Source organism: Brevibacterium renqingii (assembly GCF_017808095.1).
In the GTDB taxonomy this organism is placed as follows: Bacteria; Actinomycetota; Actinomycetes; order Actinomycetales; family Brevibacteriaceae; genus Brevibacterium; species Brevibacterium renqingii.
In genome coordinates, this window is sequence record NZ_JADBHG010000001.1 from 771,647 (window position 1) to 797,369 (window position 25,723).

23 protein-coding genes are annotated in these 25,723 nt (G+C 66.7%); 9 read left to right on the forward strand and 14 right to left on the reverse strand.

The window, feature by feature from the left end:
• Positions 1 to 160: 160 nt before the first annotated feature.
• Positions 161 to 1,390, reverse strand: coding sequence for an MFS transporter (locus tag IIE29_RS03480; RefSeq protein ID WP_209323791.1), 1,230 nt, complete (start codon positions 1,388 to 1,390; stop codon positions 161 to 163).
• A 42-nt stretch (positions 1,391 to 1,432) separates the two neighbouring features.
• Positions 1,433 to 2,674 carry an integrase gene (locus IIE29_RS03485; RefSeq protein WP_209323792.1) on the reverse strand — a complete coding sequence of 414 codons (1,242 nt, stop codon included), beginning with the start codon at positions 2,672 to 2,674 and terminating at the stop codon, positions 1,433 to 1,435.
• Between the two features lie 126 nt (positions 2,675 to 2,800).
• On the opposite strand from IIE29_RS03485, the gene IIE29_RS03490 reads away from it, so the two are divergent.
• The 3 genes from IIE29_RS03490 (at position 2,801) to IIE29_RS03500 (ending at position 4,694) form a co-directional block, all read left to right on the forward strand.
• Entirely contained in the window at positions 2,801 to 3,829 is a 1,029-nt protein-coding gene (locus IIE29_RS03490) for a helix-turn-helix transcriptional regulator (protein ID WP_209323793.1), read from the forward strand.
• A gap of 224 nt (positions 3,830 to 4,053) precedes the next feature.
• Positions 4,054 to 4,191 carry a hypothetical protein gene (locus IIE29_RS03495; RefSeq protein WP_209323794.1) on the forward strand — a complete coding sequence of 46 codons (138 nt, stop codon included), beginning with the start codon at positions 4,054 to 4,056 and terminating at the stop codon, positions 4,189 to 4,191.
• Positions 4,188 to 4,694: a hypothetical protein gene (locus tag IIE29_RS03500; protein WP_209323795.1), complete on the forward strand. Its 507-nt coding sequence runs from the start codon at positions 4,188 to 4,190 to the stop codon at positions 4,692 to 4,694. The genes IIE29_RS03495 and IIE29_RS03500 overlap by 4 nt, the downstream gene beginning before the upstream one ends.
• Before the next feature lie 145 nt (positions 4,695 to 4,839).
• On the opposite strand, the gene IIE29_RS03505 is transcribed toward IIE29_RS03500, so the two are convergent.
• Both IIE29_RS03505 and IIE29_RS03510 read right to left on the reverse strand, forming a co-directional pair.
• Positions 4,840 to 5,283, reverse strand: a complete 444-nt coding sequence (locus IIE29_RS03505) for an NUDIX hydrolase (protein WP_209323796.1) — start codon at positions 5,281 to 5,283, stop codon at positions 4,840 to 4,842.
• Positions 5,280 to 5,897 (reverse strand): DNA-3-methyladenine glycosylase I, encoded by a 618-nt coding sequence (locus tag IIE29_RS03510; RefSeq protein ID WP_209323797.1) that lies wholly within the window; start codon positions 5,895 to 5,897, stop codon positions 5,280 to 5,282. The genes IIE29_RS03505 and IIE29_RS03510 overlap by 4 nt, the downstream gene beginning before the upstream one ends.
• Before the next feature lie 60 nt (positions 5,898 to 5,957).
• Between IIE29_RS03510 and IIE29_RS03515 the strand changes: the two genes are divergently transcribed.
• Positions 5,958 to 6,923 (forward strand): aspartate dehydrogenase domain-containing protein, encoded by a 966-nt coding sequence (locus IIE29_RS03515; protein ID WP_209323798.1) that lies wholly within the window; start codon positions 5,958 to 5,960, stop codon positions 6,921 to 6,923.
• A gap of 5 nt (positions 6,924 to 6,928) precedes the next feature.
• Here the strand turns inward: IIE29_RS03515 and betT are convergent, their stop codons facing one another.
• The 3 genes from betT to IIE29_RS03530 all read right to left on the reverse strand — a co-directional run bounded on the left by betT (position 6,929) and on the right by IIE29_RS03530 (position 12,167).
• Entirely contained in the window at positions 6,929 to 8,995 is a 2,067-nt protein-coding gene (gene betT / locus IIE29_RS03520; RefSeq protein WP_209323799.1) for a choline BCCT transporter BetT, read from the reverse strand.
• 249 nt (positions 8,996 to 9,244) lie between these two features.
• Positions 9,245 to 10,624, reverse strand: coding sequence for a short-chain fatty acid transporter (locus IIE29_RS03525; RefSeq protein ID WP_209323800.1), 1,380 nt, complete (start codon positions 10,622 to 10,624; stop codon positions 9,245 to 9,247).
• 163 nt (positions 10,625 to 10,787) lie between these two features.
• Entirely contained in the window at positions 10,788 to 12,167 is a 1,380-nt protein-coding gene (locus IIE29_RS03530) for an NAD-dependent succinate-semialdehyde dehydrogenase (RefSeq protein WP_209323801.1), read from the reverse strand.
• A 273-nt stretch (positions 12,168 to 12,440) separates the two neighbouring features.
• Here IIE29_RS03530 and IIE29_RS03535 point away from each other — a divergent pair, with 273 nt between their 5' ends.
• Positions 12,441 to 12,794, forward strand: a complete 354-nt coding sequence (locus IIE29_RS03535; protein WP_209323802.1) for a nuclear transport factor 2 family protein — start codon at positions 12,441 to 12,443, stop codon at positions 12,792 to 12,794.
• A 74-nt stretch (positions 12,795 to 12,868) separates the two neighbouring features.
• Here IIE29_RS03535 and IIE29_RS03540 read toward each other — a convergent pair whose 3' ends face one another.
• Entirely contained in the window at positions 12,869 to 13,789 is a 921-nt protein-coding gene (locus tag IIE29_RS03540) for a 3-hydroxyacyl-CoA dehydrogenase NAD-binding domain-containing protein (RefSeq protein WP_209323803.1), read from the reverse strand.
• A gap of 109 nt (positions 13,790 to 13,898) precedes the next feature.
• Here IIE29_RS03540 and IIE29_RS03545 point away from each other — a divergent pair, with 109 nt between their 5' ends.
• Positions 13,899 to 14,762: a hypothetical protein gene (locus IIE29_RS03545; protein WP_209323804.1), complete on the forward strand. Its 864-nt coding sequence runs from the start codon at positions 13,899 to 13,901 to the stop codon at positions 14,760 to 14,762.
• A 144-nt stretch (positions 14,763 to 14,906) separates the two neighbouring features.
• Here the strand turns inward: IIE29_RS03545 and IIE29_RS03550 are convergent, their stop codons facing one another.
• From IIE29_RS03550 to IIE29_RS03570, 5 genes are all read right to left on the reverse strand, one after another.
• Positions 14,907 to 16,538: a long-chain-fatty-acid--CoA ligase gene (locus IIE29_RS03550; protein ID WP_209323805.1), complete on the reverse strand. Its 1,632-nt coding sequence runs from the start codon at positions 16,536 to 16,538 to the stop codon at positions 14,907 to 14,909.
• A gap of 187 nt (positions 16,539 to 16,725) precedes the next feature.
• Positions 16,726 to 17,487: an enoyl-CoA hydratase gene (locus IIE29_RS03555; protein ID WP_209323806.1), complete on the reverse strand. Its 762-nt coding sequence runs from the start codon at positions 17,485 to 17,487 to the stop codon at positions 16,726 to 16,728.
• Between the two features lie 353 nt (positions 17,488 to 17,840).
• Positions 17,841 to 18,404 (reverse strand): GNAT family N-acetyltransferase, encoded by a 564-nt coding sequence (locus IIE29_RS03560; protein ID WP_246475662.1) that lies wholly within the window; start codon positions 18,402 to 18,404, stop codon positions 17,841 to 17,843.
• Between the two features lie 8 nt (positions 18,405 to 18,412).
• Positions 18,413 to 19,669 (reverse strand): trans-sulfuration enzyme family protein, encoded by a 1,257-nt coding sequence (locus tag IIE29_RS03565; protein ID WP_209323807.1) that lies wholly within the window; start codon positions 19,667 to 19,669, stop codon positions 18,413 to 18,415.
• A gap of 33 nt (positions 19,670 to 19,702) precedes the next feature.
• Complete coding sequence (locus tag IIE29_RS03570) at positions 19,703 to 20,602, reverse strand: LysR substrate-binding domain-containing protein (protein ID WP_246475663.1); 900 nt, start codon at positions 20,600 to 20,602, stop codon at positions 19,703 to 19,705.
• A gap of 104 nt (positions 20,603 to 20,706) precedes the next feature.
• Between IIE29_RS03570 and IIE29_RS03575 the strand changes: the two genes are divergently transcribed.
• From IIE29_RS03575 to IIE29_RS03585, 3 genes are all read left to right on the forward strand, one after another.
• A complete protein-coding gene (locus IIE29_RS03575) occupies positions 20,707 to 21,846 on the forward strand; it encodes a YeiH family protein (protein WP_209323809.1) in 1,140 nt (379 codons plus the stop codon).
• Between the two features lie 142 nt (positions 21,847 to 21,988).
• The gene (locus IIE29_RS03580; protein WP_209323810.1) at positions 21,989 to 23,299 is read left to right on the forward strand and encodes an NAD(P)/FAD-dependent oxidoreductase; all 1,311 of its coding nucleotides are present in this window, start codon (positions 21,989 to 21,991) and stop codon (positions 23,297 to 23,299) included.
• 155 nt (positions 23,300 to 23,454) lie between these two features.
• Positions 23,455 to 24,870, forward strand: coding sequence for an SLC13 family permease (locus IIE29_RS03585; RefSeq protein ID WP_209323811.1), 1,416 nt, complete (start codon positions 23,455 to 23,457; stop codon positions 24,868 to 24,870).
• A gap of 175 nt (positions 24,871 to 25,045) precedes the next feature.
• Here the strand turns inward: IIE29_RS03585 and IIE29_RS03590 are convergent, their stop codons facing one another.
• Positions 25,046 to 25,633, reverse strand: coding sequence for a GNAT family N-acetyltransferase (locus IIE29_RS03590; RefSeq protein WP_209323812.1), 588 nt, complete (start codon positions 25,631 to 25,633; stop codon positions 25,046 to 25,048).
• Positions 25,634 to 25,723 lie beyond the last annotated feature (90 nt).

A 25,723-nucleotide genomic window follows, 5' to 3' on the forward strand; every position in this document is an offset into this window, starting at 1 on the left:
GATCGACGACTATACGCGGGCCGCAGCCGGACTGTTGGGCCGGTTGGACGACGATGCCGAGCAGCACTGATCGAGTCCGGTCGCCGACCGCCGTTCATCCGACAGCTCGCCGCCCTCCCAGAGGTTGGCTCCTCCTTCTGCGAGCCATCCGCCGCACCCCTCAGCTGCGTTGCAGGCGCCGCGACTCCACGGTCCGGGCGATCCACGACAGCGCGCCGGCCAGCATCAGCAGCAGCGCACAGAGCAGGAACGTCGACGCGGAACCGAGGTAGGTGAAGCCTATGCCGCCGAGCACACCGGCGATGGCGAGACCGACGTCGAAGTTCATGTTCCAGGCGACGCTGGCGCGGCTGGGCGAAGAGACCGCGGCGAAGGCCATGACGAGGCTCGCCGACTGCATGGTGCCGAGCCCCAAGCCGATGATGAACATGGCCACGAACAGGAACCCACCGTAGAGCACCACGGCGCAGACCAGACCGATCGCGGCGAGCGCGAGGCCGAGGACGTTGAGAGCGAAGGGCGGGAAGCTGTCGGCGACAGCACCGGCGACGAAGCGCCCGATCACCGCCGAGACCTGCATGGCCGCAATGAATAGAGCCGCTCCGGCGACGTCCTCACCCGGGCCGAAGCCGACGATGAGCCCGAAGACGACCATGCCGACGAGGAACGGTGAGAGCATGAGGACGAGGCCGAGGACCTCGCCCGCCCGGCGCCCCGCCCACCGCAGGCTCCGCTGCTCATTGCGTCCGGATCGAATGCTGACATCGTCATCGGCATTCGACGCGTCCGTTTCCCTGTTCTCCCGCCGAGGCGACCGGCCGGGCACGAACTTCACCACCGTGGGCACGGCCAGCAGCAGGCAGGCGCAGACGATGACTCGGAAGATCCAGATCGGGATCGTCTCCACCAACCACAGTCCCAATGGCGCGCCGACGGCTGCCGCCAACGAGGTGATCCCGCCGAAGAACCCGAGCGCCTTGCCGATCCGACCCGCCGGCGTCGTCGCAGGCACTGCCGCATTGGCGAGGACGACGAAGAGTCCGAAGCCGAGACCTCCGCAGACGCCTGCCAGCACGAGCGCCAGCAGGGCCGGGGCGACGAACAGGCCGAGGAGCTGACCGAGGAACTGCAGGACGATCGCGAACAGCAGCGATCCCTTGAACCCGAACACTCGCCCGGCCCATGGCGCGAAGGGCTGAGCGGCGATGACGCCGATCATCATCGTCGTCAGCACGGAACCGCCGGTGACCGTTGAGAGTCCGTTCGCCGCGGCGATGGTGACCATCGTCGAATAGCTGAAGAAGAAGGCAGAGAATCCGAACATGGCGGACCACACCAGGCCCAGCAGGGCCGGGGTGTAGGTCCGCTGGCTGTGGGGAACAGAGCTCATAGTCCGAGGTTACGACATCCATTCCACTCAGCCTCGTCGCTGTCAGGCCGCCAGTTCCCGCAACCGCTTCTGCCAGAACACGATCTCCTCGGTCAGCGACGCCGGATCGAGCTCGTTCGCATACTCGATGAGCTCATCCTCCTGCCTCGGCGACATCACTCCGGCGGCCCGCAGCCGCTGGAACGGCGTGCTCGGCTCGTCGTAGATGCGCCGGTGCCCGCCGCGACCGTCATCCTCCCACCCGACGGGCTTGCGCGTAGGGGTGAAGTAGTTGAGACGGTCACCGACAGTCCGCCACAGCTCATTGAGTGCGGATCTGGCCTCATCCGTGTCATAGCGGCGGATGCTGCCGTATTCGTGGACGAGATGCTGATGGCGCGAGGCCTCGGGCAGGCGATCACGGCGATGATCCTTGAACACGGGACTGAAGTGGATGTCCAGGCCATCGGCCCATTGACCGACCGCCTCGTGGACGGCAGCCGCCTCGTTGCTCAGCTCGATCGCATTCACCCAGAAGGGGATGCCGCGGACTTCATCGAGCGACCACGCCAGCAGGTCCACGGTGGCACGGGCATCATTGTCCGCAAGACTGCGGGTGAAGACCCATCCCGTGTGCAGACACGTGGCGTTGATGGTGAAGAGGCAGTTGCGCGGCCGGGTCGGGCCCGCGTGGGCGATGGTGTCGACCAGGAAGAAGCCCGGCTCCGCCTCGTTCGCCCCGGAAGCGAGGTCGAGAAACCCCACACTGGGATTGGTGGACCGCTTCGTCGACACCCTGCGTTCGAAGCAGTCGCTGCCCCGGGCGGTGCGCAGATACCGGTCGATCGAAGCCGGACTGACCGACAGCAGTTCGGCACGGACCTGCCTGCTGTACCCGTCGCGTCCGGGCACCAGTGCCCCATGTCGCTCCGCCGCGTCGAGCAGAGAGGGCATCACCGCAGCGAGGTACTTGCCGCTCTGATATCCAGACCACTCCCAGACCCTGACGAGCAGGGCGCGGGATTCGGCCGAATACTTGCAGCACCTCAGCTGCGGGCCGGTCGCCCCATCCACTGCCGGCCCGCTGCCGTCCTCGCTGGCGGCAAGCTGAGCGAGACGACGCCGTGCATGATCACGCGACCAGCCCGTGAGGATCATGATCTCATCGAGGATCCAGCCCTTGTCCCTCTTCCGCGCAGACGAATAGAGACCGAGATAATCACGGATGACGAACTCCGACTCCGGATTCGCAGGATCCGGATTCGCAGGAGCCGAAACAATATGAGTATTCTGCTGATTTCGCATAAACCTCTTTGTTCCTCCGAATTCTGGGCGGCCACCTCTTTGTTTCGACCAGCCCCGAAATTATCTGCACGATGCTATTCTGAGATCAGGCAGGAGGTCTTCCTAAACGTCGGAAGACAGCTGAAGATGTCACAGACTGCAGCACGGATGCTCGGGTTATTGTCACTGCTGATGGTGCCCCGCACCTGGTCGGGCGGGGAGTTGGCAGATCGTCTGGGCGTGAGTCCGCGCACCGTCCGGAACGATATCGGGGCGTTGCGCGAAATCGGCTACGCCATCGAAGGCACACGCGGAAACGAGGGCGGCTACCGGCTCGCCCCCTACGGCTCGGCCGTCCCTCCTCTGCTGCTCGACTCCGATGAAGCGGTGGCTGTCGCCGTCGGTCTGCATTCGGGACTGAGCTGCATCATCGGCGGTATGGAAGAGACGTCGGCGCGAGCATTGGCCAAGCTCGAGAACATCCTCCCCGCCGCGGTGCGCGCCCGGGTGCACAACCTCGCGCACTTCACCGTTCCCGTCGCAGGGAATCAGCCGATGCCGATCGTCGATCCGAATCTCATCGTCATACTCATCGACCACTGCCACCGCCGCGAACGCCTGCGCTTCGTCTATCACAGCGACGGCCCCGTCGCCCGCGCAGAGGAGAGGGAGACCCACCTCGAGGTCGAGCCCTATCGGGTCGTCAACCGCCAGCACCGCTGGTACCTGCTCACTTTCGACCCCGACGCCGGCGATTGGCGGATCTTCCTCGCCGAACGCATCTCGCCGAAGACCCCGAGCGGTCCCCGCTTCGAACCTCGCCCGCTCCCTGCCGAGGACATCGGCGAGTACGTCGAGAGGCACATCTCCGGCCGCCGCTGGCGGCACTCGGCCACGGTCATCGTCGATGCACCGGCCTCCGAGGTGACGCCGAGGCTCGCCTCCGCCGAAGGGACGGTCGAACCCCTCGATGGCGAACGTTCGCTGGTGACCATCGGCGGGCAGAACGTGTTGACCATGGCTCTGTCCTTGGCGCGGCTGGACCTCGATTTCACCGTCGTCGACAGCCCAGAGCTCCGTGAGTGCCTGCAGGAGCTCTCATACAGCCTCGGGCGTGCGGCGCAGGAGAGCGGCAATTCCGAGCATTCGGTTCCGAGTTCGCACAAATCCGGCTGAAAAGCACAATCGGAATTAGAACCTGTTGTGCGATTGCGTGAAATTTGGCGGGCATGGCGGTTGAGTCTCACCTATTCCTTGTTCCTGCCTAACACCCGGCTGTAAATTTCCAGAATATGTTTCGGCTGCCGGTGCACTCAACTTCGGCTAACCGTCTGCGAGCGCGCCCATTCTCATTCTGCTCGTCTCGCCTGCTCTGCTCATCCCGTGATTGGAGGACTCCGATGCTCATGCCGTTCCGACGTGCACTCGTCGTCCTGGCATCGTCACCCATCGCCGGCTCCGGCAAGACAACGTCACCCATCGTCGGCCTTGCCGCGCTCATTCCCGGCACCGGGGATCTCGAAAGCAGCCGGCAGTGAAGCCCCAGAACGAAGGACCGTCGACGGTCGCATCCGAACGCACCACCAGAGTCGAAGAACTCACTGCCCGGATCCGCAGGACGAACTCCGTCTACGCCCGTTTCTACGGACCGTTGTCTCTGCTGGTCATCACCGCGTCGTTCTTCCCCTACTACTCCCCCGCGGCCGAGAGCACGACCACCTACGGCAACCTCTGGCAGGAAGTCCTCGTCATCGGTCGCGGCGTCGATGTCTTCGCTCTCTTCGTGCTGCTCCTGACCACCGGCCTGCTGTGCCTGGCGACGGCCGGGAGAACAACGGTCCCCGGGCTCATCGCCATCCTCACCGGGTCGGTCGTCATCGGCTGCACACTCCTGCAGTCCCCTGGCTACATCAGTCCGCCGGCGCTCACGGACTTCGGCGTCTTCGACATCGTCCTCAGCTTCCTCATCGCCGCTCTCGCCTTGGTGCATGCGCTCCATCTGTTCGCACTCGACCTCGAGTTCCAGCGTCGCATGGGCTGATGACGGTGCCGCCCGCAGCGCTGCCCTCTGCAGACGCCCGGCCGAGACTCACCGACCTCGGGCTCACCGACCTCGCGGCTCACCGGTTTGCGGGGCTTCAGCCGCACTTCGGCTTCGGCCCGCAGGCCTCAGTGGACCTCGCGATTCAGCCCGCGAGCCGGCCGGCGGCATGCAGCGCGGGGATCACCTGGTCACGGGTCAGCGGGGCGAACTGACGGGCGGCGGTGTCCGCGGGCAGCGGGTCGATGGGGAACCATCCGGCTTCGGCGATCTCGGCCAGATGCCGGATGTCGTCGACGTCGAACCGGTCCGGAAGACCCTCATAGCAGAACACATCGCCGATGACCCGGTGGTCGGCCTCGTTCGCAGCAACGGCGGTGAAGGTGCCCAAAGCCCGCAGCCGATCCGGACGCAGTCCGAGCCCGAGCTCCTCCTCGATCTCCCTCACGATGGTCTCCTCGGCGGACTCCCCCGACTCGGGTTTGCCGCCGGGGAGCATGAACGAGGTGGTGCCGGCTTTGCGGACCATGAGCAGCTCCTCCCTGTGCGGATGGAGGAGGACGAGCGCGGAGACACGGATGTCGTTCATGCCGACCACACCCCGGAGGCACCTCGGCGGTGGGAGTCGAGCAGATGGGTGTCGATCATTCCGATAGCCTCCATGAGCGCATACATCGTGGTTGGTCCGACGAAGCGGAACCCCTTCTTCTTCAGCGCCTTCGACAGCGCTTCGGACTCCGCTCCGGTGGTCGGGATCTCGGCGACGGTGCGCGGTCGCGGAGTCTCGGCGGGTTGGAACGACCAGAGGAATTCGTCGAGCCCGCCCTCGTCCCGCAGTTCGAGCACGCGTGCGGCGTTGTTGATGCAGGCTGCGATCTTGCCGCGGTGACGGATGATCCCGGCATCGCCGAGCAGCCGATCGACCTCGGGCTCACCGAATTCGGCGACGGCCTCGGGGTCGAACCCGGCGAAGACCTCGCGGAATCGCTCCCGCTTCTTCAGGATCGTCAGCCAGGACAGGCCGGCCTGGAAGCCTTCGAGGCTCATGCGTTCGAACAGTCCGGCCTCGTCGTGGATCGGCATGCCCCATTCGGTGTCGTAGTAGCTCAGCAGCATCGGATCACCGTAGGCCCAGGGGGTGCGGGCCTTCCCGTCCTCGCCGACCACTGCGCCGCCTGCGTTCGCCTGTGGTTCCTCGTCCATCCTGCAACCGTATCGCGTCGCACTGACCCGACTGTCAGCCGGCTCGGCTAGGGTGCGGCCATGACCACTGTGCTGCTCCTCGGATTCGGCGCCATCGGTCGCCATGTCGCTCAGCTGCTCGCGCCCGAACTCGGAGCCGGGACTGTGCACCTGACTGCCCTCGTCTCCGATCCGTCCAAACACGCGGATCGTCCGAACCACGGCGCTGAGATCGTCGACCTGGCCGCCCTCTCCGACCGTTCCGGTGCACCATCGGATCGCTTGTCCGAGACGGTGACCGAGTCACCCTCGCCGAGGCTGTTCGCCGGTTTCGATGTCGTCGTCGAATGCGCCGGAGTGCCGGCCGCCGCCGAGCTCGGTCCGGCCGTCGTCGTCGCGGGCCGGCCCCTGGTCCTCACGAGCGTGGGAGCGCTGGCCGATCCCGATACACGCGCGGGTCTCCTCGCCGGACCCGGTCGACTGCTGGTGACCAATGGCGCCATCGGCGGTCTCGACGTGCTCGAAGCCGCAGCGCAGGCCGATGCGCTCGACACGGTCGAGATCACCACGTCGAAGGAGGCCACGGGTCTGATCCGACCGTGGATGACCACAGCAGAGGCCGACAGGCTGCGCGAGCTTCGTCCCGAGGACGGTCCGCTGACGGTCTTCGCCGGCGACCCCGCCGAGGCGATCGAGAAGTTTCCCGCGAACGTCAATATCGCGGTGGCGCTGGCGTGGGCCACGCGCGGGCTGCCGGACATCGGAACCGGCGCAGACACTGCCACCGATGCGGACAGCGTCACCGATCAGAGCAGTGCCTCCTCCCGCAGCGACGCCGCTCTGCTCGCGGCCTCCCTGCGCCGGGTGCGGGTCGAGCTCCACGCTGTCGCCGGGCAGAGCAGATCGACTCACCGGATCCGCGCCGCCGGTGCCGCAGGCGAGTTCGCCTTCGACATCCGGTCGACGCCGAGTCCGGAGAACCCCGCCACAAGCGGGCTCACCGCCCTGTCGGTCGCCCGCACCCTGCGACAGGTGCTCGCCGGCTGAGGGCCTCAGTCCTCTCCGTGGGCGATGTTCTCCTGCAGCTGCAGGAACTCGACGTGGCGTTCGTACTTGTCCAGCACGTCATCGATGATCTGCTCCTTCGAGTAGCCCATGATGTCGTAGCCCTGGCCGGCGCCGCCGTCGAGATAGACCTCCATGCGGTAGTAGTCCTCGGTGCCGCGCGGGACGACCCCGCCGAACGAGGGAACACTGACCTTGTGCGGCCAGATCTGGTACCGGAACGGGAACTCCCCTGCGCCGTCGACCTCGAACTGGATGAGTTCGCCGTCGTCGACGAACGCTCCCTCGGAATCGACGCGACCGCAGCGGGAGCTGATGCCGCGGTCCTCCATCTCCGCGGCCACCTCGTCGAGGGTCGGGATGAGGACCTGCTGTTCGAACTCGCGGGCCCGCGAGGCGTTCGGGAAGGACAGCACCCGTCCGAGCTGCCTCTGCCAGGTCTCGTTCCCGGGCCCGCGGGAGCGGCGGGCCAGCGAGGCGGGCAGGCTCGTGTCGACGCTGTCGACCCTGTTCGCTTCGACCCGAAGCGCCTTGTAGAGGCCGATCATGACGAGGATGACGACGAAGGCGAAGGGCAGACCCATGATCACCGTCGCATTCTGCAGGGCGCCGATGCCGCCGACGAGCAGCATCGCCACGGTCAGGGCACCGGTCGCCAGGGCCCAGAAGATGCGCAGTCCGGCACGGCCGTCCTCCTGCGGATTGCGCAGGTTCGACGACAGGTTCGCCATCACCAGGGCCGCGGAGTCCGCAGTGGTGACGTAGAACAGCAGCGCCGTGAGCGTGGCCAGACCGGCGATGAAGGCGAACGCCGGGTAGTTCGACAGCAGTTCGTAGAACCCGCCCTCGGGGTTGAGCATGGTCTTCTCGCCGAATTCCTTGTCGCCGCTGCGAATGAGGTCGAGCGCCGAGTTCCCGTAGATCGACATCCACATGAAGATGTAGATGAACGGAATGGTCAGGGTGCCGAGCACGAACTGGCGGATGGTCCTGCCGCGGGAGATGCGGGCGAGGAAGAGCCCGACGAACGAGGCGAAGGCGATCCACCAGGCCCAGAAGAACAGAGTCCAATCGGTCATCCAGGTGCCCGTGTCCTCGAATGCGAAGGTCTGTCCGGCCATGTTCGGGAACAGGCGGATGAAGTCGGTGACGTTGAGCACGAGGGCATTGAGCAGGAACTTCGTATTGCCGGCCACGAGCACCCACAGGCTCAGCCCGATCGCAAGCACCACATTGAGGATCGACAGGAATTTGATGCCCTTGTCGACGCCCGAGACAGCTGACAGCGTCGCGACGCCGACGCCGACGACGACGATTCCGACTTGAGTGCCGACGCCGATGGGTACGCCGAAGACCGTGTTGAGGCCGACGTTGACCATGACCACGCCGATTCCCAACGAGGTGGCCACACCGAAGATCGTTCCCAGCAGGGCGGCCAGGTCGACGGTCTCGCCCAGAGTGCCCTGCACGCGTTTGCCGAAGATCGGGGCCAGTGCCGAGCGGATCGCCAGCGGCATGTTCATCCGGTAAGCGAAGTACGCCAGGGCCATGCCCATGAGTGCATAGAGTCCCCAACCGCTGAGGCCATAGTGGAACAGCGCCCACACAGTCGCTTCCCGAGCTGCGTCGACGGACTCCGGCTCGGTGCTCGGCGGGGCGAGGTACATCGTGACCGGCTCAGCCACGGCGAAGAACATGAGGTCGGTGCTGATGCCGGCGGCGAAGAGCATCGAGGCCCAGGCCACGAGCCCGAACTCAGGCTTCGAATGCTCGGGTCCGAGCTTCGTGTTCCCGTAGCGGGAGGCCGCGAGGTAGATGACGAACACGAGCACGGCCAGAACGAGCAGGACGTAGAACCATCCGAACCAGTCGGAGGTCCACCCGACCACGGCGCCGAGCACCGATTCTGCATTGGATGGAGCAATCAGCGCCCACACGGTGATGGCCAGGGTGCCGATCGCCGCGGCGATGAAGACCCGCTTGTTCACAGGCGGCAGCGAGGCTTTGGCGTCTCCCTTCGACCCGCTGAGAGATCTATCGACTGATGCTGACATGTTTCTGCTCCTTATCCGGACGCGGTGGCGTCGTGGCATCGGTCCCGGTCGGACAGCATGCGCAACCGGGCATGATCAACGATTGTTGCGTAGTGGAGGGTTCGAACCTCGACGGCCTCCCTCGCTCAGGGGACGGCCAACAGTGGAGGTTACCACAGAGACACTTACGGTCACTTTCCCGGGCGGTCGCACTGCACAGGGGAGGTTGCGCCTGTCCCACCGGGCTCGGCAGCAGTCACAAGGCGGGCGTCACAGAGAGACGAGGAAGAGCGCCAGAGCCATCACCGCCCCCGAGCCGAGGAACGTGACGACCGTGTAGCCGAGGATGTCGCGCATCTTCAGACCGGCGATCGCGAGCACCGGCAGGGCCCAGAACGGCTGCAGCATATTCGTCCACTGATCGCCGTAGGACACGGCCATGATCGCGATCGACGGGTCGACGCCGAGCTGATTCGCGGCATCGAGCATGATCGGACCCTGCACGGCGAACTGGCCGCCTCCGGAGGGGACGAAGAAGTTGACCAGACCGGCCGAGAGCAGCGCGAGGACACCGAACGAGGTGGGACTGGCGATCGAGACGAGAGCGTCGGAGAACACGGCGATGAGACCGGTGGTGGACATGATGCCGAGGATTCCGGCGTAGAGCGGGAACTGCAGGAGGATCTCACCGACGTTGGAGGCGGCCTCCTTCGTCAGGTGGATGAGCTCGAACGGGTTGCGCACGAGCAGCAGGATGAGCGCAAGGAACGACCAGTTGACGATGTCCAGCGTCAGTCCCCCGCCTTGGGCGAAGTGGATGACCAGGTAGACGACGAGGGCGAGGCCGACGATGAGGGTGAGGATGCGTGAGGCGTCGATGCGGTCGGCAGGGGTGATGACCTCCTCGTCGACTTCGGTCTGCTTCTCCGAGGTCACCGAGGCGGGCAGTTCGTAGACCGGTGCCCCGGGCTTGGGTGCGATGAGGAGGAAGAGGAGGCCGCAGACGACGATGACGCCGAGGACGGCGAGCATGTTCCACCCGGAGAAGATCGTCTCGGTCACGGGCACCGTCTTCCCGCGCAGGGACTCGGAGAGGAAGGAGTCCGGGGTCGCCGCGGTCAGCGGACCGGAGCCCGAGTACCCCATATGCCAGACGACGAATCCCGAGTAGCCGGCGGCCACCAGCAGCGGGAAGTGGACCTTGATCCCGCGTTCGCGCGACTGGACTGCGATCTCGCGCGCCAGCAGCGCCCCGACGACGAGGCCGAGTCCCCAGGTGATGAGGCTGGCGAGCGCGGCGACGAGGAACACGAAGACGTAGGCGAAGGTCGGGTTGCCCGGTACGCGGGCGAGTCGGGCGAGCAGTTTCCGCACCGGTCCGGTGTTGGCGAGGATGTGGCCGAGCAGGAGGATCAGCGACATCTGCGTCATGAACTCCAGCAGGCCGGCCAATCCATCACCCCAGCCGATGACGACCTCGCCGGGGCCGGCATCGGTCAAGATGAGCGCGAGGACCGCGACGATGAGGGTGAGAACGATGGCGAAGGTCAGAGCCGACGGGATCCATTGTTCGAGGAACCGGTTGACCGGCCGCATGATCCCTTTTGAGGCTGCGGCGTTGACCTGGGTCGACGGCTTCGGTGCCGACATGGGGAGACCTCCCGCTGAGAGTTAGCTGTGTACCATCTCAGCATACAATCAGGGCGCTGTCCCCCGATAGGGAACAGCGCCCTGAGTGAGCGGTGCCCGGCAGTCCAGCAGGGAGCCGCCCGAACCGGTGCCGATCAGTGCGACCGGTCGGGAGCTGGGCGCATCAGTGCTGCTTGTACACGAGCTGTTTGTTGACGAACTCGTCCATGGCCAGCGGTCCGAGTTCACGTCCGACGCCGGAGCGCTTGACGCCGCCGAAGGGCAGGTACTCTCGGGTGCCCTCGGGCGAGTTGAGGAAGACCATGCCCGCATCGATCTGGGCACCGATGCGCTCGGCCCTCTCGACATCGCGGGAGAACACAGCGGCGCCGAGGCCGAACGGGGTGTCATTGGCCATCTCGACGGCCTCTTCCTCACTGCTGACCCGGTGGACGATGATGGCCGGGCCGAAGAGCTCCTCGTAGTAGCCGCGCATCCCCTTCTTCACATCGGTGAGCACGACGGGTTCGACGTAGGCGCCGCCGCCCTCGTAGCGCTTGCCTCCGGCGAGCAGGGTCGCTCCCTGACTGACGGTGTCCTGGACCTGCTCGATGAAGCGGTCGGCGGCGGCCACCGACGACAGCGGCGAGAGGCGGGAGCCGTCCTCGCCCGGGTCGGCGGGGGTTCTCTTCTTGGCCTCCTCGGTGATGGAGGCGACGAAGTCGTCGTAGAGGTCGTCCATGACGATCATGCGCTTGGGCGAGTTGCAGGCCTGACCTGTGTTGCCCATGCGGGTCTTGAAGAACGTCTTCGCGGACTCCTTCACATCCTCGGAATCCAGCAGGATGTAGGGGTCGGAGCCGCCGAGTTCGAGCACGACCTTCTTGAGGTTCTTGCCCGCCTCGGCGGCCACTGCCGCACCGGCGCGTTCCGAGCCGGTCAGGGACACACCGTGGTTGCGCGGATCGGGCAGGATGATGTCGGCGACCTGCTCGTTGCTCGCATAGATGTTGATGTAGGCGCCTTCGGGCAGACCGGCGTCGATGAAGATCTCCTCCATGATCTGCGCCGAGCGCGGGCACTGCGGGGCGTGCTTGAGCAGGATCGTGTTGCCCAGGGCGAGGTTCGGCGCGGCGAAGCGGGCGACCTGGTAATAGGGGAAGTTCCAGGGCATGATGCCCAGCAGCGATCCCACGGGTTTGCGACGGATCATCGCGGTGGCGTCCTTGGGTCCGCGCAGGGGCTCATCGGCCATGAATGCCTCGGCGTTGTCGGCGAAGTACTTGTAGATGAGGCTGCACAGCCCGACCTCGCCCTTGCCCTCGGGCACGGCCTTGCCCATTTCGAGCTTGATGACCTCAGCGAGCTCCTCGGCGCGTTCGGAGTAGATCTCGGCGACGCGGGCGAGGATCGCGGCGCGTTCGGCCACGGGCGTCCGGCTCCATTCGGTGAAGGTCGTCGCTGAGCGGTCGAGAGCGGCGAGGATCTCGGAATCGGTGGCGGTGGCGAACTCTTCGGCGACTTCGCCGGTCGCCGGGTTGGTCACGCGGTAGACGGTGGTCATGACTGTCCTCGTTTCTCTTCGGGGTGGCTCGGGAGTCTCCTCCCACGCTATGGCCGAAACCCCGCGGCGGCAACGCTCAATCACCTCCGGGGCAACTTCTTGAGCATCTTGTCAGTTCGCCGGCGCTCTCTGTGCGCTGCGTACGCTTGCTCTGCGACGATTGGGGGCTGCGACGGATTGCGCTGCGACGTTCTGCCCAGCGACGGCTTGCGCTGCAACGTTCTGCAGTGTGACGGACGATCATCAGCAGGTCGACACTGCTACGGTAAGAGCATGGCCAGTGTGACTGAACTCGTGAAGCGCTACTACACCACCGTCGATGCAGGAGACGCGGACGCCACTTCGGCACTGTTCGCCGCCGATGCCAGCTATGACCGCCCCGGCTATCCGACGATGGTCGGTCGGCAGATCACGGACTTCTACCACGGCGAGCGGGTCATCGAATCCGGAGCGCACTCCCTGCAGGAGATCCTCGTCGAAGGTGACAGGGCCTCGAGCCGAGGCGTGTTCAACGGCCGGCTCAAGGACGGGTCCGAGACCTCGGTGGGATTCGCCGACTTCTTCCTCTTCGACACCGACGGCCTCATCGCCGAGCGCACCACGTACTTCTACCAGGCCGCGGTCTGAAGCTCTGCGCCTGAGGGCTCGGCGCCAGTGATCGGGACCGGACGCGCACGGCCCATCCCGTCGTACACCGCAAGTCAGTGATCGAGGCCGCGCGCGTCGAGCACGGCCCGTTGGATCCGATCGCGGGCCTCGGCGGCCGCCGCGGTCGGGGCCGGCCCATAGGCCTGCTCCACCTGCGCGAAGACCTCGCCCATCGCCGCGGGATCGACATCAACGGGCAGATCGTCGATCGCGGCGAACGCGGGACCGATATGGTCCATGAAGCCGCGGATCCCCGCTGTTCCTCCGCCGAAGTGCATGCCTTCGAACTGGCCGACGGCCGACCATCGCAGACCCAGCGAATTCTTCATCACCGCATCGAGATCGGGTGCCGAGACCACCCCGTTCTGGACGAGCGAGATCGCTTCTCTCATCAGCGCATTCTGCAGGCGGTTGCCGACGAAGCCGCGGACCTCCTTCTTGAGCACAACGGGTTCACGACCGCAGCTGCGATAGAACTCGACCGTGGAGGCGACCGTCTCCGCCGAGGTCACCGGAGAGGGCACGATCTCGACCAGCGGCATGAGGTGCGGCGGGTTGAAGGGGTGACCGACGATGACCCGCGGCGCCGCGGAAGCGTCGAGGTGCTCGGCGATGGATGATGCCGGGATCGTCGACGAGGACGTTGCGAGCACGGCATCGGCGGGGGCCGCCTCGGCGATCTGGGAGAACAGCGCCGGTTTGGCTTCGGGGTCCTCGGGTCCGGACTCCTGGACGAAGCTCACGCCGTCGACCGCGGCCTCGACGGTATCGGCCTCCTCGACGGTCCCGACCTGCGACGCCACCTCGCCGCGGGCGGACGCATCGGCGGTGACATCGGCCTGGAGCCCGGCGACCACCTCGGCGAGATCGTCGCGGGGGTCGAAGACCCGCACCGTGTATCCGCTGCGAGCGAAGAGATAGGCGAACGACCGGCCGATGGTGCCGGCACCGATGACAGCGACTGCAGTGCTCATGCCTCCAGGCTATACCTGTGCTCAGGGGGTGCGGGAGGCCCGTGGTCCGCGTGCGAATCGTGACCGTGTGCGCCCGCCGGACCGTACGCTTCGGTGGCACAATGTCACCATGACAGCGAACGCAGGACTGAGAACAGTGGACTCGGAGATCATTGCTCTGGCCGAGGACGAGTACGCCGCCGCGGCCGAGACCGCAGGCATCGAGGTGCGGGAGATCCACACCCCCACCGAGGCGGCCAGGGCGTCCCTGCTGCTCGACGAGGTCTGGAACGTCGACGAGACGGGTGCGAACGTCTTCGAACCCAGCCTCATCATCGCCTTCGCGCACGCCGGCAACTACGTCTCCGCGGCTTACAGCGTCGACGAACCCGATGAGATGATCGGCGTGACAATCGGCTTCTTCGGTCAGCCCCTCGGCACTGTCATGCATTCGCACATCGCCGGCGTGCGGCATCAGGTCATCGGCCGCGGTGCCGGATCGGCGATGAAGCTGCATCAGCGTCTGTGGTGTCTCAATCTCGGCATCACGGAGATGACCTGGACTTTCGATCCGCTGGTGGCGCGCAACGCCTACTTCAACTTCCAGCGCCTCGGTGTCGCCATGGTCGAATACCTCGAGGACTTCTACGGCCAGATGCGCGACGGAGTGAACTCCGGCCAGGCCAGTGATCGCATGATGGTCTCCTGGCCTCTCGACCGGCCCGCACGCGTGTCGACCGCCGATCCTGGCTCGGCTTTCTCCTGCCTGCGCGCCGATGAGGACGGAACGCCTCTGCTCAGCGAGGTGCCGAAGGAGACCGAATTCGTCACCCTCGACTTCCCCTCGGACATCGAGGACCTGCGCGGTCAGGACGCCGAGCTGGCCAGTCGCTGGCGGCTCGCGCTGCGGGAGGCACTCACCGGCCTCATCGCCGACGGCTGGGTCGTCGACACCTGCCTCAAAGGCGGAACCTACCTGCTCCACCACCCCTGAGCGTTCTGAGGGCCGACTTCTGTTCTGAGCCAGCCCTTCCTCTGCGGGGAACCTCTTTCACCGAGACAACGGCGGAGCGCCGAGACCCCTGTGCACCCGTGGTCTCGGCGCTCCGCCGGTGTTTCGAGCGAAGTTCCGCTCAGCTCACCTCTCGTCCCAGTTCTTGCGCAGCAGCTTCTTGTCGAGTTTGCCCACCGAGGTGCGCGGCAGCTCATCGACGACGTTGACCTCATCGGGCATCTGCCACTTCGCGAAGCGCTCACCGAGGGTGGCGATGATGTCCTCACGGGTCACCTCGGCGCCGTCATTGGCCACCACGTAAGCGATCGGCCGCTCGTCCCACTTCTCGTCGGGAACGCCGATGACCGCGGCCTCCTTGACGTTCGGGTTGTCGAGGATTCCGTTCTCCATGTCGATGGACGAGATCCATTCGCCACCGGATTTGATGACGTCCTTGAGCCGGTCCGTGATCTTCAGGTAACCGTGCTCGTCGATGACGCCGACGTCGCCCGAGCGCCACCAGCCGTCGAGGAACCTCTCGGCATTGTCCGGCAGCTTGTAGTAGGACTCGGTGATCCACGGTCCGCGCATGAGGATCTCGCCCATGGACTGGCCGTCGCGGGGCAGCTCCTCCCCTGCCGGGTCGACGATCTTCATCTCCACGCCGATGATCGGCAGGCCCTGGCTGCGCTTGAGGTCCCAGCCCTCTTCCTCGCTGAGGTCCATGCCGGGCTTGAGCTTCCAGTTCGTCGTCGCCAGCGGCGTGGTCTCGGTGGCACCGTAACCGTGGATGACCTCGGCGCCGGTGATCTCCTTGAACCCGCGCATCAGCGACAGCGGCGGCTCGGACGAACCGGACACGAGGCGGACGCCGCTGAGGTCGGGCGCCTGCGGCATCTTCTTCATCATGGCCAGCATCGGCGAGAAGATCGCAGGAGCGCCGTTGGCCAGTGTCACCTTCTCCTCGATGAAGGCCTGTGCGATGGCGCCGAACTCCTCGGCGGCGAACTTGCCCGGCAGCACGAGCTTCGAACCGGCGGCCACGGCGTTCTGCGGGAATCCCCAGGACAGGACGTGGAACATCGGGGTGATGGGCATGACGCAGTCTTCGAAGTCCGCATGCAGTGCGGCCAGTCCGCCCATGGTGTGCAGATAGATCGACCGGTGGGAGTAGTAGACGCCTTTCGGACGACCGGTGGTTCCGGTCGTGTATCCGGCGTAGGCGGCGGTCGTCTCGTCGATGACCGGCCAGTCGTAGGTCTCGGGCTTGTCGGCGATGAGGTCCTCGTAGAAGACGACATTGTCCAGGTTCGTCTCGATCTCCGAGGCGGGTTTGTCCGTCATGACGACCCAGCCCTTGACGTCGAGCTTCGGAGCCAGCGACTCGGCAACGTGCAGGAGCGATTCGTCGACGAAGATCCAGTCGGACTTCGAGTGGCTGACCACGTAGGCGAGATCCTCCGGGGCCAGGCGCAGGTTGAGCTGGAGCATGGTCGCGGCGATGCCGGGGACGGAGAAGTACAGCTCGAGGTGGCGGCGGGAGTTCCAGTCGATGACGCCGACCATCGATCCCGCGCCGATGCCGAGTTCGCCCAGACCATGGGCCAGCTGCGCCATGCGCTTGAACTCTTCGGTGTAGTTCGACCGGCCCCATGAGCCGTCCGAGCGGCGGTAGACCACCTCGGATTCGCCGAAGACGGTGGCCGCGTGGCGGATGAGAGTGGTGGTGTTGAGCTGATAGCTGTCGCCCAGGGTGGACGGGATTCCGGTCAGCATGAGACTCCTTTGTTCGCGATCAGTTCCTGCCTCGGCCCCGTGGACGCGGCAGGGGGTGTCCGTGATCGCCGATTGATCGGTGGGCGATCGTCACCGTCAGACTATCCCCGAAGGGGCCGCCGAGCGCAGATCGGGCCGGAACGTTATCAAGGAGCAACGGCACCGGTCGCCTGCGTCGGTCCCGCTGTCACTTCCCGGTGAAGACCGGTGCACGTTTGCCGACGAAGGCGGCGACTCCCTCGGCGAAGTCCTCGGTCGCGCGCAGGTCCGTCTGCCCGGTCTCCTCGCGGCCGAAGGCGTCATCGAGAGAGGTCAGGCTCGATCGGTTGATCGCCTGCTTCGACGCGGCCAACGCCTGGGGCGCACCCTGAGCGAAGGCGGCGGCGAGCTCATCGGCACGGCTGAGGTGCTCACCGGAGGGGACGACCTCGCTGGCCAGTCCCCAGTCGAGAGCGTCGGCGGCTTGGAGCTTCTCCGCCGTCAGCGCCATCCGCATGGCACGATGACGACCCGCCGAGGCGGCGACGAGCGCCGTGGCACCGCCGTCCGGCATGAGCCCGATCTTGGTGAAGGGCAGCATGAGGTAGGAGTCCTCACTCATCACCACGTAGTCGCAGGCCAGCGCCAGGGAGCAGCCGATCCCGGCGGCCGGTCCGGAGACTGCGGCGATCACTGGGATCGGCGCTTCGGTGATCGAGCGGATGATCGCATTCGCGCGGTCGAGTTCGATGTTCTCCTTCGATCCCGCTTCACCGCGCAGGTCAGCACCGGAGCTGAACGCCCGGTCGCTGCCGGTGAGGATGAGTGCGCGGGAGTTCGCGGCCGCCTCGGCGACGGCATCGCCGATGGCCTGGAACGTCGCCTGGTTGAGCGCGTTGAGGCTCTTGGGCCGGTTGATGGTGATGGTCGTGACATCGCCACTGACCTCGGTGAGAACACTGGTGGACAATGCGACTCCTTCGTACGTCTGCGAGGCTGCTTCCGTGGCGCTCGTGCTTCGCTGAGCTTCCACGGGCTTCACTTTAACGTACGTTAAGTTGATCCGCGTCACATATCCGCGGTGCTCAGAGCCACGAGCCCGCTGTGCCAGGGCACTCGGAGCCACGAGCCCACGGCACTCGCAGCCACGAGTTCGCTGTGCCAGGGCACTCGCCGCTGACGCATGGGGCGCTGAAGTACGGTGCGGAGGCGAACAAGCTCGCACCGCGAGGCGCATGGATGTCTTCTGTGGGTGGATCCACTGCGATATTCGGCCGCAAATCGTGATGGATCCACCCGCAGGAGACAATGCGTGGCGCCTCCTCAGACGAGGGTCGCGTCCAGCTGGGCGGCAGTGAGCTCGCGATCGGCGAAGACCAGGCGCACGGCCGCCGCGTCGGGATTGCCGGCGTCCGGAGCCCGGTGGACGATCTCGAGGCCGAGTTTGCGGGCGACCACCGCCGAGGCGATGTTGTGCTCGAGCAGATAGGCCACGACCGGCAGATCGGCATCGACGGTTCCGGCCGCCTCGATGGCATCGCGGGAGACCGCCGTTGCCAGGCCGTTCCCCTGCGCTTCGGGGCGGAAGCGGTAGCCGAGGTTCCAGAACGCCCCGGGTTCGCTGTGGGACGCGCCGGGCCCGGACACCCCGCGCAGCGAGCACCCGCAGTGGCCGACGAGCTCTCCCCCGACGGCCTGTCTGACCATCCATGGTCCGAGCCCGTCGAGCTCCCACTGGGATTGGAGCTTGACGAGGATCGCCTCGGCCTCTTCCCTCTCCGTCATGCGTCCGCTCGGCAGGTGCGTCCACACACGCGGGTCGGAGTCGATGGCGAAGAACTCGTCGACGTCGTCCTCGACCGGCCGGTCGAGGACGTAGTCGGGCATCCGGCCCATCAGCCCAAAGCCGCCGCGAGGTCGGTCCACAGGTCGTCGAGGTTCTCGATCCCGACGCTCAGCCGGAGCAGCCCTTCGGGCACCGACTCGGGTTCCGAGGGGTGGCGCCGCCTGCGCTCGATGAGCGATTCCACCCCGCCCAGGGAGGTCGCCGGAGTCCACAGTCGGACCGCCTCGGCGATGGCGGTGGCCTTCTCGGCAGTGTCGACGGTGAAGGCGATGATCGCGCCGAACCCGTTCATCTGCGCCTTCGCACGAGCATGGCCGGGATCGTTCGGCAGGCCCGGATAGCGGGTCTCGACGACGGCAGGATGGGCGGCGAGGCGTTCGGCGATGGCCTGGGCATTGGCCTGAGCGCGGTCGAGGCGCACGGCCAAGGTGCGCAGACCGCGCAGCGCCAGCCAGACTTCGAACGGCCCGGCGATCGCTCCGCGCATCGACCGTTCGGTGTGCAGCCGTTCGCGCAGCTCATGGCTGCTTGTCAGCGCTGCGCCGAGGACGACGTCGGAGTGCCCGGCCAGGTACTTCGTCACCGAATGGACGACGATATCGGTGCCGAGGTCGAGCGGGGTCTGCAGCAGCGGTGTGGCGAAGGTGTTGTCGACGCAGACGCGGAAGCCGCGCTCCTTGGCCGCCGCGACCAGCTCCGGCACATCGGCGACTTCGAGCATCGGGTTCGTCGGCGATTCGACCCACAGCATCCCCGACCCCTCACCGGAACCGCCGACCCCCGCATCCGCCGCATCCGCAGCAGGCGCCGAGGCGGCCCCGGGCTCGCCTTCCCCCGCCGAGGCGGGCGCCCCCTTCGCAGCCGCCTTATCGAGGGCGGCGATGACCGCCTCGGTGTCGGCGATGTCGACGGTGTTGAGAGCGAAGCCCTGCCGGTCGGCGATCTGCGCCGCAGAGGCCAGTGCCCCCTGGTAGCTGTGCGTGGGAATGATGAGCGTGCCGCCGGCGGGCACGAGGCCGATGACCGCCGAGATCGCCGCCAGCCCGGAGCCGAAGACGAGGCCGGGAAGCGCCGCGTGTTCGAGCTGTGCCAGCGCCTCCTCGAAGGGCGTCCAGGCCGGGGTGTCGAAGCGAGCATAGGCATAGGGAGAGGACTCGATGTCACCGGAGCTGATGAAAGTCGAGGACAGGTCGATCGGCGGGTTCACCGAAGCGCCGTCGGCACGATCCGGACGACCGGTTTCGACGACGATGGTGTCCGGGGCGAGATCAGGACGGGCAGCTGCTGCGGGCTCAGGCGATGTCATGTGCCCAATATAGAGGTGCGATCGCCCCCGCGCTCAGCCGAGGCTGCTGATCATGTGCTCGAGGAGCAGACGCGCGCCGGCGGACTGCCTCCTCGTCGGCGGCCATACGGCGTGGAGTTCGCGCGAGAGGTCGACGTCGTCGGCGACCGGAAGCGGCAGCAGGCGGCCCGCGCGGAAGTCGTCGCGCAACGCCAGTTCGGACAGCACCACGGGAGCGACGGCCGTGGCCGCGGCGATCCGCAGCGCCGAGTTCGATCCGTACTCGCCGGCCACGCGCACCCCGCCGACCGCGGAGAGCGCGGAGTCGATGGCCTCCCTCGTGCCCGAGCCGAGCTCCCTGACCAGCAGCGGGACCTCCGCCAGCGCCGTGGCGCCGATCGGCTTCGTCCACGCTGCGGCGAAGTTCGGGGCACAGGCGATCATGAGACGGTCGCGGCCGACGACCGCAGTATTGAGGTCGGCCGGCAGGGAGACGGACTCGATGAGCCCGAGATCGCAGCTCTGCCGTCGCACCCGGTCGATGACGGTCGCGGAGTTCTCCACGGACAGCCCGATGCCGATCTCCGGATGGGCCGCCCGGAAGGTCGTGAGGTGGTGGGGCATGAGATATTCGGCCACCGTCAGCGAGGCGCTGACCTTGACGGTTCCGGCTCGGGCTTCCTGGATCGCCCTGACGCCGGCGTTGAGGGTGCCATAGGCTTCGACGACCTTCGAGGCCCATTCGGCGACGGCCTGCCCCTCCACGGTGAGTTCGGTTCCCCGCGGCGAGCGCCGCAGCAGCGGCACCTTGAGATCGCGTTCGAGGTTGCGCAGGCTGCGCGAAGCGTTCGGCTGGGCGAGATCGAGCTTGGCCGAGGCCTGGCCGATCGAGCGGGCGTTGCCGCTGAGCGCCACCAGCAGTCCCAGAGCCTGGAGCTCGGGCCAACTCTTCATATCCCCGAGGTCGTGCATATGACAATCATGACATATCAGATCGATATGGGTTGAGAAGGAATTGCCGTCTACTGCGCTGCTTGTTGCTTTGTCAGACTGAAGTCATGAATCGAATCGTCTCTCTGCTGCCCGGGCTGGCAGTCGCCGCCGCGGCCACCGCCATCGCCTGGCCCATCTCCATGCTCCAGCCCGTCCTCTCCCCACTCCTCGTCGCCATCGTGCTCGGCATCCTGCTCGGCAATCTCGTGCCCAATCTGCCCGAGACGTTCTCCCCCGGTCTCAACTTCGCGGCGAAACCGCTCCTGCGGCTCGGCATCGTCGCTCTCGGCGCGCAGGTCGTGCTCGGCGACATCCTCGATCTCGGCTGGCTCGTCCTCGTCCTCGCCGCGGTCATCGTCGCCGTCGGTATCGTCTCCGGGCTCGGCTTGGCCCGTCCCTTCAAGGTCGACAAGGACCTCGCCGTGCTCATCGGCTGCGGCTTCGGCATCTGCGGTGCGGCCGCCGTCGCGGGAGTCGAATCGACCCTGAAGTCGAAGAAGGAGGACGTGGCCGCGGCGATCGGCCTCGTCGTCCTCTTCGGCACTCTGATGATCGCGATGATCCCCTCGCTGTCCACGGCGTTCGGCCTCGCCCCGGAGACCGCGGGCATGTGGGGCGGCGCCTCCACCCACGAGGTGGCCCAGGTCGTCGCCATCGGCGGCATCATCGGTCCCGCGGCCCTCGAGATCGCCGTCCTCGTCAAGCTCGCCCGCGTCATCATGCTCGCTCCCACCGTCGCCGTGTTCAGTTATGCGGTGCGGCGCAGCGAGGAGAAGGCGCTGACGACTGCGCAGTCGACCACCGCCGAGGCAGGGGCCGGATCCGAGGCCGCGTCCGAGGCCACCGCCGGCTCGGCCGCGACAGGGGCCGGTTCGCCGACGGACGACGGCTCCTCCTCGGGGGCGGTGTCGACGAGGACCGAGAAGAAGCCGCAGAAGGCCGCACGTCCTCCGATCGTCCCGCTGTTCGTCATCGGCTTCCTCGTCATGGCGGCTCTGCGCACCTTCGGCCTGCTGCCGGAGTTCGCGATCACCGGACTGAGCTGGATCCAGACGGTGTGTCTGGCGATGGCGATGTTCGCCCTCGGCCGCGGGGTCCAGTGGCGGTCGCTGAAGAACCTCGGTGCCGGACCGATCGGTCTGGCCGCCTCGGTGACAGTCATCGTCGCTCTCATCGGACTCGGAGGAGCACTCCTGCTGACCTGAGAGCCTTCGCCCTGATCCGCTCCGCGGCACAGCGCGGCCCCACTGCTCAACAGTGGGGCCGCGTTCACGTGCTGGGACCGTCCGCCTCGAGCACCGCGGGCTCGCTACGATGAGACCACGACCGGCAGCGGAGGGACAGGTCATGGCAGAGAGAGCAGTCGTCATCGGCAGCGGCATCATGGGCGCCTCCATCGCCTTCTCCCTGGCCAAGCGCGGCTATGCGGTCACGGTGCTCGACAAGAAGTCGGGCCCGGCGCAGGGATCGACGGCTGCGACCAGCGCGATCGTACGGTTCACCTACTCGCTGCGCGACTCGATGGCTCTGGCCTGGGAGTCCAAACACGTCTGGACCGATCTGCGCAGCTATGTCGGTGCCGCCGATTCCGAACCCGTCGCCGATTTCGTCCGCACCGGCATGGCCGTCCTCGACATCCCGGGCCTGCTTCCGACGACGATCCGCGAGGATTTCACCGCTCTCGGCATCCCCTTCGCCGATTGGACCGCCGCCGATCTCGAACGCGAACTGCCCGGCATCGACACGGCGAACCACTATCCGCCCGTGCGTCCCGAGGACCCGGCCTTCCTCGCCGAGACGAGCGAACGCGCGACCGCGCTCTTCACGCCCGATGGCGGGTACATCTCCGACCCGGTGCTGGCCACGGAGAACTTCGCCGCTGCCGCCCGGCGCCATGGCGCCGAGTTCGTCTACGGCGCCGAGGTGACCGGGCTCAGCCAGAGGGCCGCGACCGAGGCGGGCCGGTGGACCGTCGCTCTCGCCGACGGGCGGACGCTGCCCGCAGAGGTCGTCGTCAACGCCGCCGGCCCATGGTCGGCCGGACTCAATGCTCTGGCCGGGGTCGGCTCGGACCACGGGGTCTCGTTGACGCCTCTGCGTCAGGAGGTCCACACCCTGCCGGCCGAATCGACGGTCACCCGCGCCGACGGCTCCTCGATCCCGGCCCTGCTCGATGCGGGGATCGGCACCTATATGCGCGCCGAGGTGGGTGGGAAGCTGCTCATCGGCGGAACGGAGCCCGACTGCGACGAACTCGAGTGGGTCGCCGACCCCGACAGCGTCTCGATGACCGTGCGCTCCGCTCAGTTCGAGACCCAGGCGCTGCGGGCCGCGAAGCGCTTCAACGACATCTCCGTCCCGAACCGGGCGCGCGGCGTCGTCGGAGTCTATGACGTCGCCGCCGACTGGACCCCGATCTACGACAGGTCCGAAGCCGCCGGCTTCTACCAGGCGGTGGGCACGAGCGGCAATCAGTTCAAGAACGCTCCGATGGTCGGCGAGATCATGGGCACCCTCATCGATGCCGTCGAAGGCGGGCATGACCACGATGCTGATCCGGTGCAGGTGCCGCTCGAGCGCACGGGCGGGCAGCTCGACCTCGGCGCGTTCTCCCGTCTGCGGACTCCGGCGACCACGAGCGGAAACGTGCTCGGCTGAGTCGGCTCCGCCTCGGCGGTCCTGCGATTTTCCGGTAATCGGGAATTTTCCGGCCACACGGTGCCGACGCCCCTGTCCCGGCAGGGAACGCTGATAGGGTCTCTCAGCGGACCCCCAGCGACGCTCAGCTCTGCTTCAGCCTTTCCAAGGACATCATGCTCACTCAGATCATCGCCCTGCTCATCTTCATCGCCCTGTTCGCCATCGGCGCGGTCCGCGGGGTGCAGATCGGCGTGCTCATGCTCGTCGGCGCGGCCGGCACCGGGCTGCTGCTCACCGATATGGCCGTCGAGGACATCGTCGCGGAATTCCCTCTCGACATCATGATCCTGCTGGCCGGAGTCACCTATTTCTTCGCCATCGCGCAGGAGAACGGCACCGTCGACAAGATCATCGACTGGGCCCTCGAACGCGTCGGGTCCTCGGCCGTGCTCCTGCCCCTGGTGTTCTTCCTCATCACCGGGGCCATCGCCGCCATGGGCGCCCCTCTGGCAGGTTTGGTCATGATGCCGGTGGGCATGCAGGTCGCCCGCAAGTACGAAGTCGACTATGCGCTCATGGGTCTGGCGATCTGCTTCGCGATCGGTGCCGGCGGCTTCGCCCCGACCAGCCTCTACGGCATCGTCACCTACTCCACCGCCCGCGGCGCCGGCATCGACCTCTCGCCGTTCCTGCTTTTCGGCATCGCCGTCGTCGTCTACCTCGTCATGCTCACCGTCGCGTACTTCATGTACGGACGCTCCTTGTTCTCGAAGTCCGCGGTCCCGGCCGACACCGGTGCGCAGCGAAGCGCCTCGGCGACAGGTGAGCACGCGGCCGGTGGGCACGCATCCGGTGGACGGGCGACGATCTCACGGGGGTCGGCCTCGGCGACGAGCGTGGCCTTCGGCGAAGACGACGAGGACGAAGCGCTCTTCGACTCCTCGAGCACCTCAGAGGCCGCTGACTCCTCCCCCTTCACCTTCGTGCAGATCCTCACGGTCGTCTTCATGGTCGGTCTCATCGGCTCTGTGGTCGTGCTGGCCGCGATCGGCAAGGAGCCGGACATCGGCCTGCTGTGCTTCATGTTCGGCGCGGTCCTCTCGCTCATCGATCCCAGGACCGGCAAGGCCGCGCTGCCGAAGATCGACTGGTCGACCGTCCTCCTCGTCGGCGGCATCATCACCTTCGTCGGCGTGCTCCAGAACATGGGCGCGGTCGACCTTCTCGGGGAAGGCGCCGAGGCGATCGGGTCGCCGCTCCTGGCCGCATTCGTCCTCTGCGTCGTCGGCGGCCTGGTGTCCGCATTCGCTTCCACCACGGGCATCCTCGCGGCGCTGGTTCCCTTGGCGCTGCCTCTCATCGCGGCCGGCGGCGTCCCCGGATGGGCGCTCATCGCGGCGCTGGGCATGTGCTCGGCCGTCGTAGACGTCTCCCCGTTCTCCACTCTCGGTGCCACCGTCGTCGCCACCGCCCCGGTCGAGGACAAGCCGCGTCTGACCCGCATTCTCGTGAAGTTCGGCATGTCGATGGTCATCATCGGCCCGGTCGTCCTCGTCGGCGGACTCGTCGTGCCCGCGATGATGTTCTGAGGCGTTCGGGGGCGACCTGCGAACCGGTCACGCCACTGCGTGTGCCGCTGGTCGACCACCACGTCTCCTACATCTGAGCAGTGGTCAGGGTCCGGCGAGGCTGCTGCCCGAGCCTCCCGCCCCTCAGCTCAGCTGCTGCCCGAGCCTCCCTCCCGTTAACTCAGCTGCTGTCCCCTCAGCTCAGCGACTTGAGCAGCAGCACGAATTCGAGATCGTCGGACTTCGGCACCCCGAAGCGCTCGTCACCGTAGGGGAAGGGTTCGATCTCTCCGGTGCGTTCGTAGCCGCGACGTTCGTAATAGGCGATGAGTTCAGCGCGTTTGCCGATCACGCTCATCCGCATCGAGTGTGCACCCCAGCGTTCGGCCGCCCAGGCCTCGGCGAGGTTGATGAGCGCCGAGCCCACACCCTGCCCCTGGCCGAGCGGGGAGACCGCGAGCACCCCGAGGTAGGCCTCACCGTCTGTCGGCTCGCGCAGGTAGACGCTGGCCACGGCCCGGCCTTCGGCGTCCCGGGCGAGCAGGATGACCGAATCCGCCTCGGCGAGCATGTCCTCGGCCATCTGCACATCGAGACGCTGGCCGCCGAGGAGGTCCGCCTCGGTCGTCCACCCCTGCTTCGACCCCTCTCCGCGGTAGGCCGAGGACACCAGCGCGACATAGTCGGCGATGTCGGCGGAGGTGAGCTCGGCGACCTCGTACCCGGTTTCGCGCAGGATCAGCTCGTGCGCATCGACCATGGTGACCGGGGTGTGTGAGGACATGGGACCGACTCCTTCAAGAGCATCCGGTGTGGGCATCGGGCGGCAGAGTCCTCCCGCCGATGATGTGTGCCCCACCAGGGTAGTCGGTTC

Bases quoted from the DNA above. Each gene is read 5' to 3' on its own strand.
- IIE29_RS03480 (WP_209323791.1), bottom strand. From the start codon at position 1,390: ATGAGCTCTGTTCCCCACAGCCAGCGGACCTACACCCCGGCCCTGCTG.
- IIE29_RS03485 (WP_209323792.1), bottom strand. From the start codon at position 2,674: ATGCGAAATCAGCAGAATACTCATATTGTTTCGGCTCCTGCGAATCCG.
- IIE29_RS03490 (WP_209323793.1), top strand. From the start codon at position 2,801: ATGTCACAGACTGCAGCACGGATGCTCGGGTTATTGTCACTGCTGATG.
- IIE29_RS03495 (WP_209323794.1), top strand. From the start codon at position 4,054: ATGCTCATGCCGTTCCGACGTGCACTCGTCGTCCTGGCATCGTCACCC.
- IIE29_RS03505 (WP_209323796.1), bottom strand. From the start codon at position 5,283: ATGAACGACATCCGTGTCTCCGCGCTCGTCCTCCTCCATCCGCACAGG.
- IIE29_RS03510 (WP_209323797.1), bottom strand. From the start codon at position 5,897: ATGGACGAGGAACCACAGGCGAACGCAGGCGGCGCAGTGGTCGGCGAG.
- IIE29_RS03515 (WP_209323798.1), top strand. From the start codon at position 5,958: ATGACCACTGTGCTGCTCCTCGGATTCGGCGCCATCGGTCGCCATGTC.
- betT (WP_209323799.1), bottom strand. From the start codon at position 8,995: ATGTCAGCATCAGTCGATAGATCTCTCAGCGGGTCGAAGGGAGACGCC.
- IIE29_RS03525 (WP_209323800.1), bottom strand. From the start codon at position 10,624: ATGTCGGCACCGAAGCCGTCGACCCAGGTCAACGCCGCAGCCTCAAAA.
- IIE29_RS03530 (WP_209323801.1), bottom strand. From the start codon at position 12,167: ATGACCACCGTCTACCGCGTGACCAACCCGGCGACCGGCGAAGTCGCC.
- IIE29_RS03535 (WP_209323802.1), top strand. From the start codon at position 12,441: ATGGCCAGTGTGACTGAACTCGTGAAGCGCTACTACACCACCGTCGAT.
- IIE29_RS03540 (WP_209323803.1), bottom strand. From the start codon at position 13,789: ATGAGCACTGCAGTCGCTGTCATCGGTGCCGGCACCATCGGCCGGTCG.
- IIE29_RS03545 (WP_209323804.1), top strand. From the start codon at position 13,899: ATGACAGCGAACGCAGGACTGAGAACAGTGGACTCGGAGATCATTGCT.
- IIE29_RS03550 (WP_209323805.1), bottom strand. From the start codon at position 16,538: ATGCTGACCGGAATCCCGTCCACCCTGGGCGACAGCTATCAGCTCAAC.
- IIE29_RS03560 (WP_246475662.1), bottom strand. From the start codon at position 18,404: ATGCCCGACTACGTCCTCGACCGGCCGGTCGAGGACGACGTCGACGAG.
- IIE29_RS03565 (WP_209323807.1), bottom strand. From the start codon at position 19,669: ATGACATCGCCTGAGCCCGCAGCAGCTGCCCGTCCTGATCTCGCCCCG.
- IIE29_RS03570 (WP_246475663.1), bottom strand. From the start codon at position 20,602: ATGAAGAGTTGGCCCGAGCTCCAGGCTCTGGGACTGCTGGTGGCGCTC.
- IIE29_RS03575 (WP_209323809.1), top strand. From the start codon at position 20,707: ATGAATCGAATCGTCTCTCTGCTGCCCGGGCTGGCAGTCGCCGCCGCG.
- IIE29_RS03580 (WP_209323810.1), top strand. From the start codon at position 21,989: ATGGCAGAGAGAGCAGTCGTCATCGGCAGCGGCATCATGGGCGCCTCC.
- IIE29_RS03585 (WP_209323811.1), top strand. From the start codon at position 23,455: ATGCTCACTCAGATCATCGCCCTGCTCATCTTCATCGCCCTGTTCGCC.
- IIE29_RS03590 (WP_209323812.1), bottom strand. From the start codon at position 25,633: ATGTCCTCACACACCCCGGTCACCATGGTCGATGCGCACGAGCTGATC.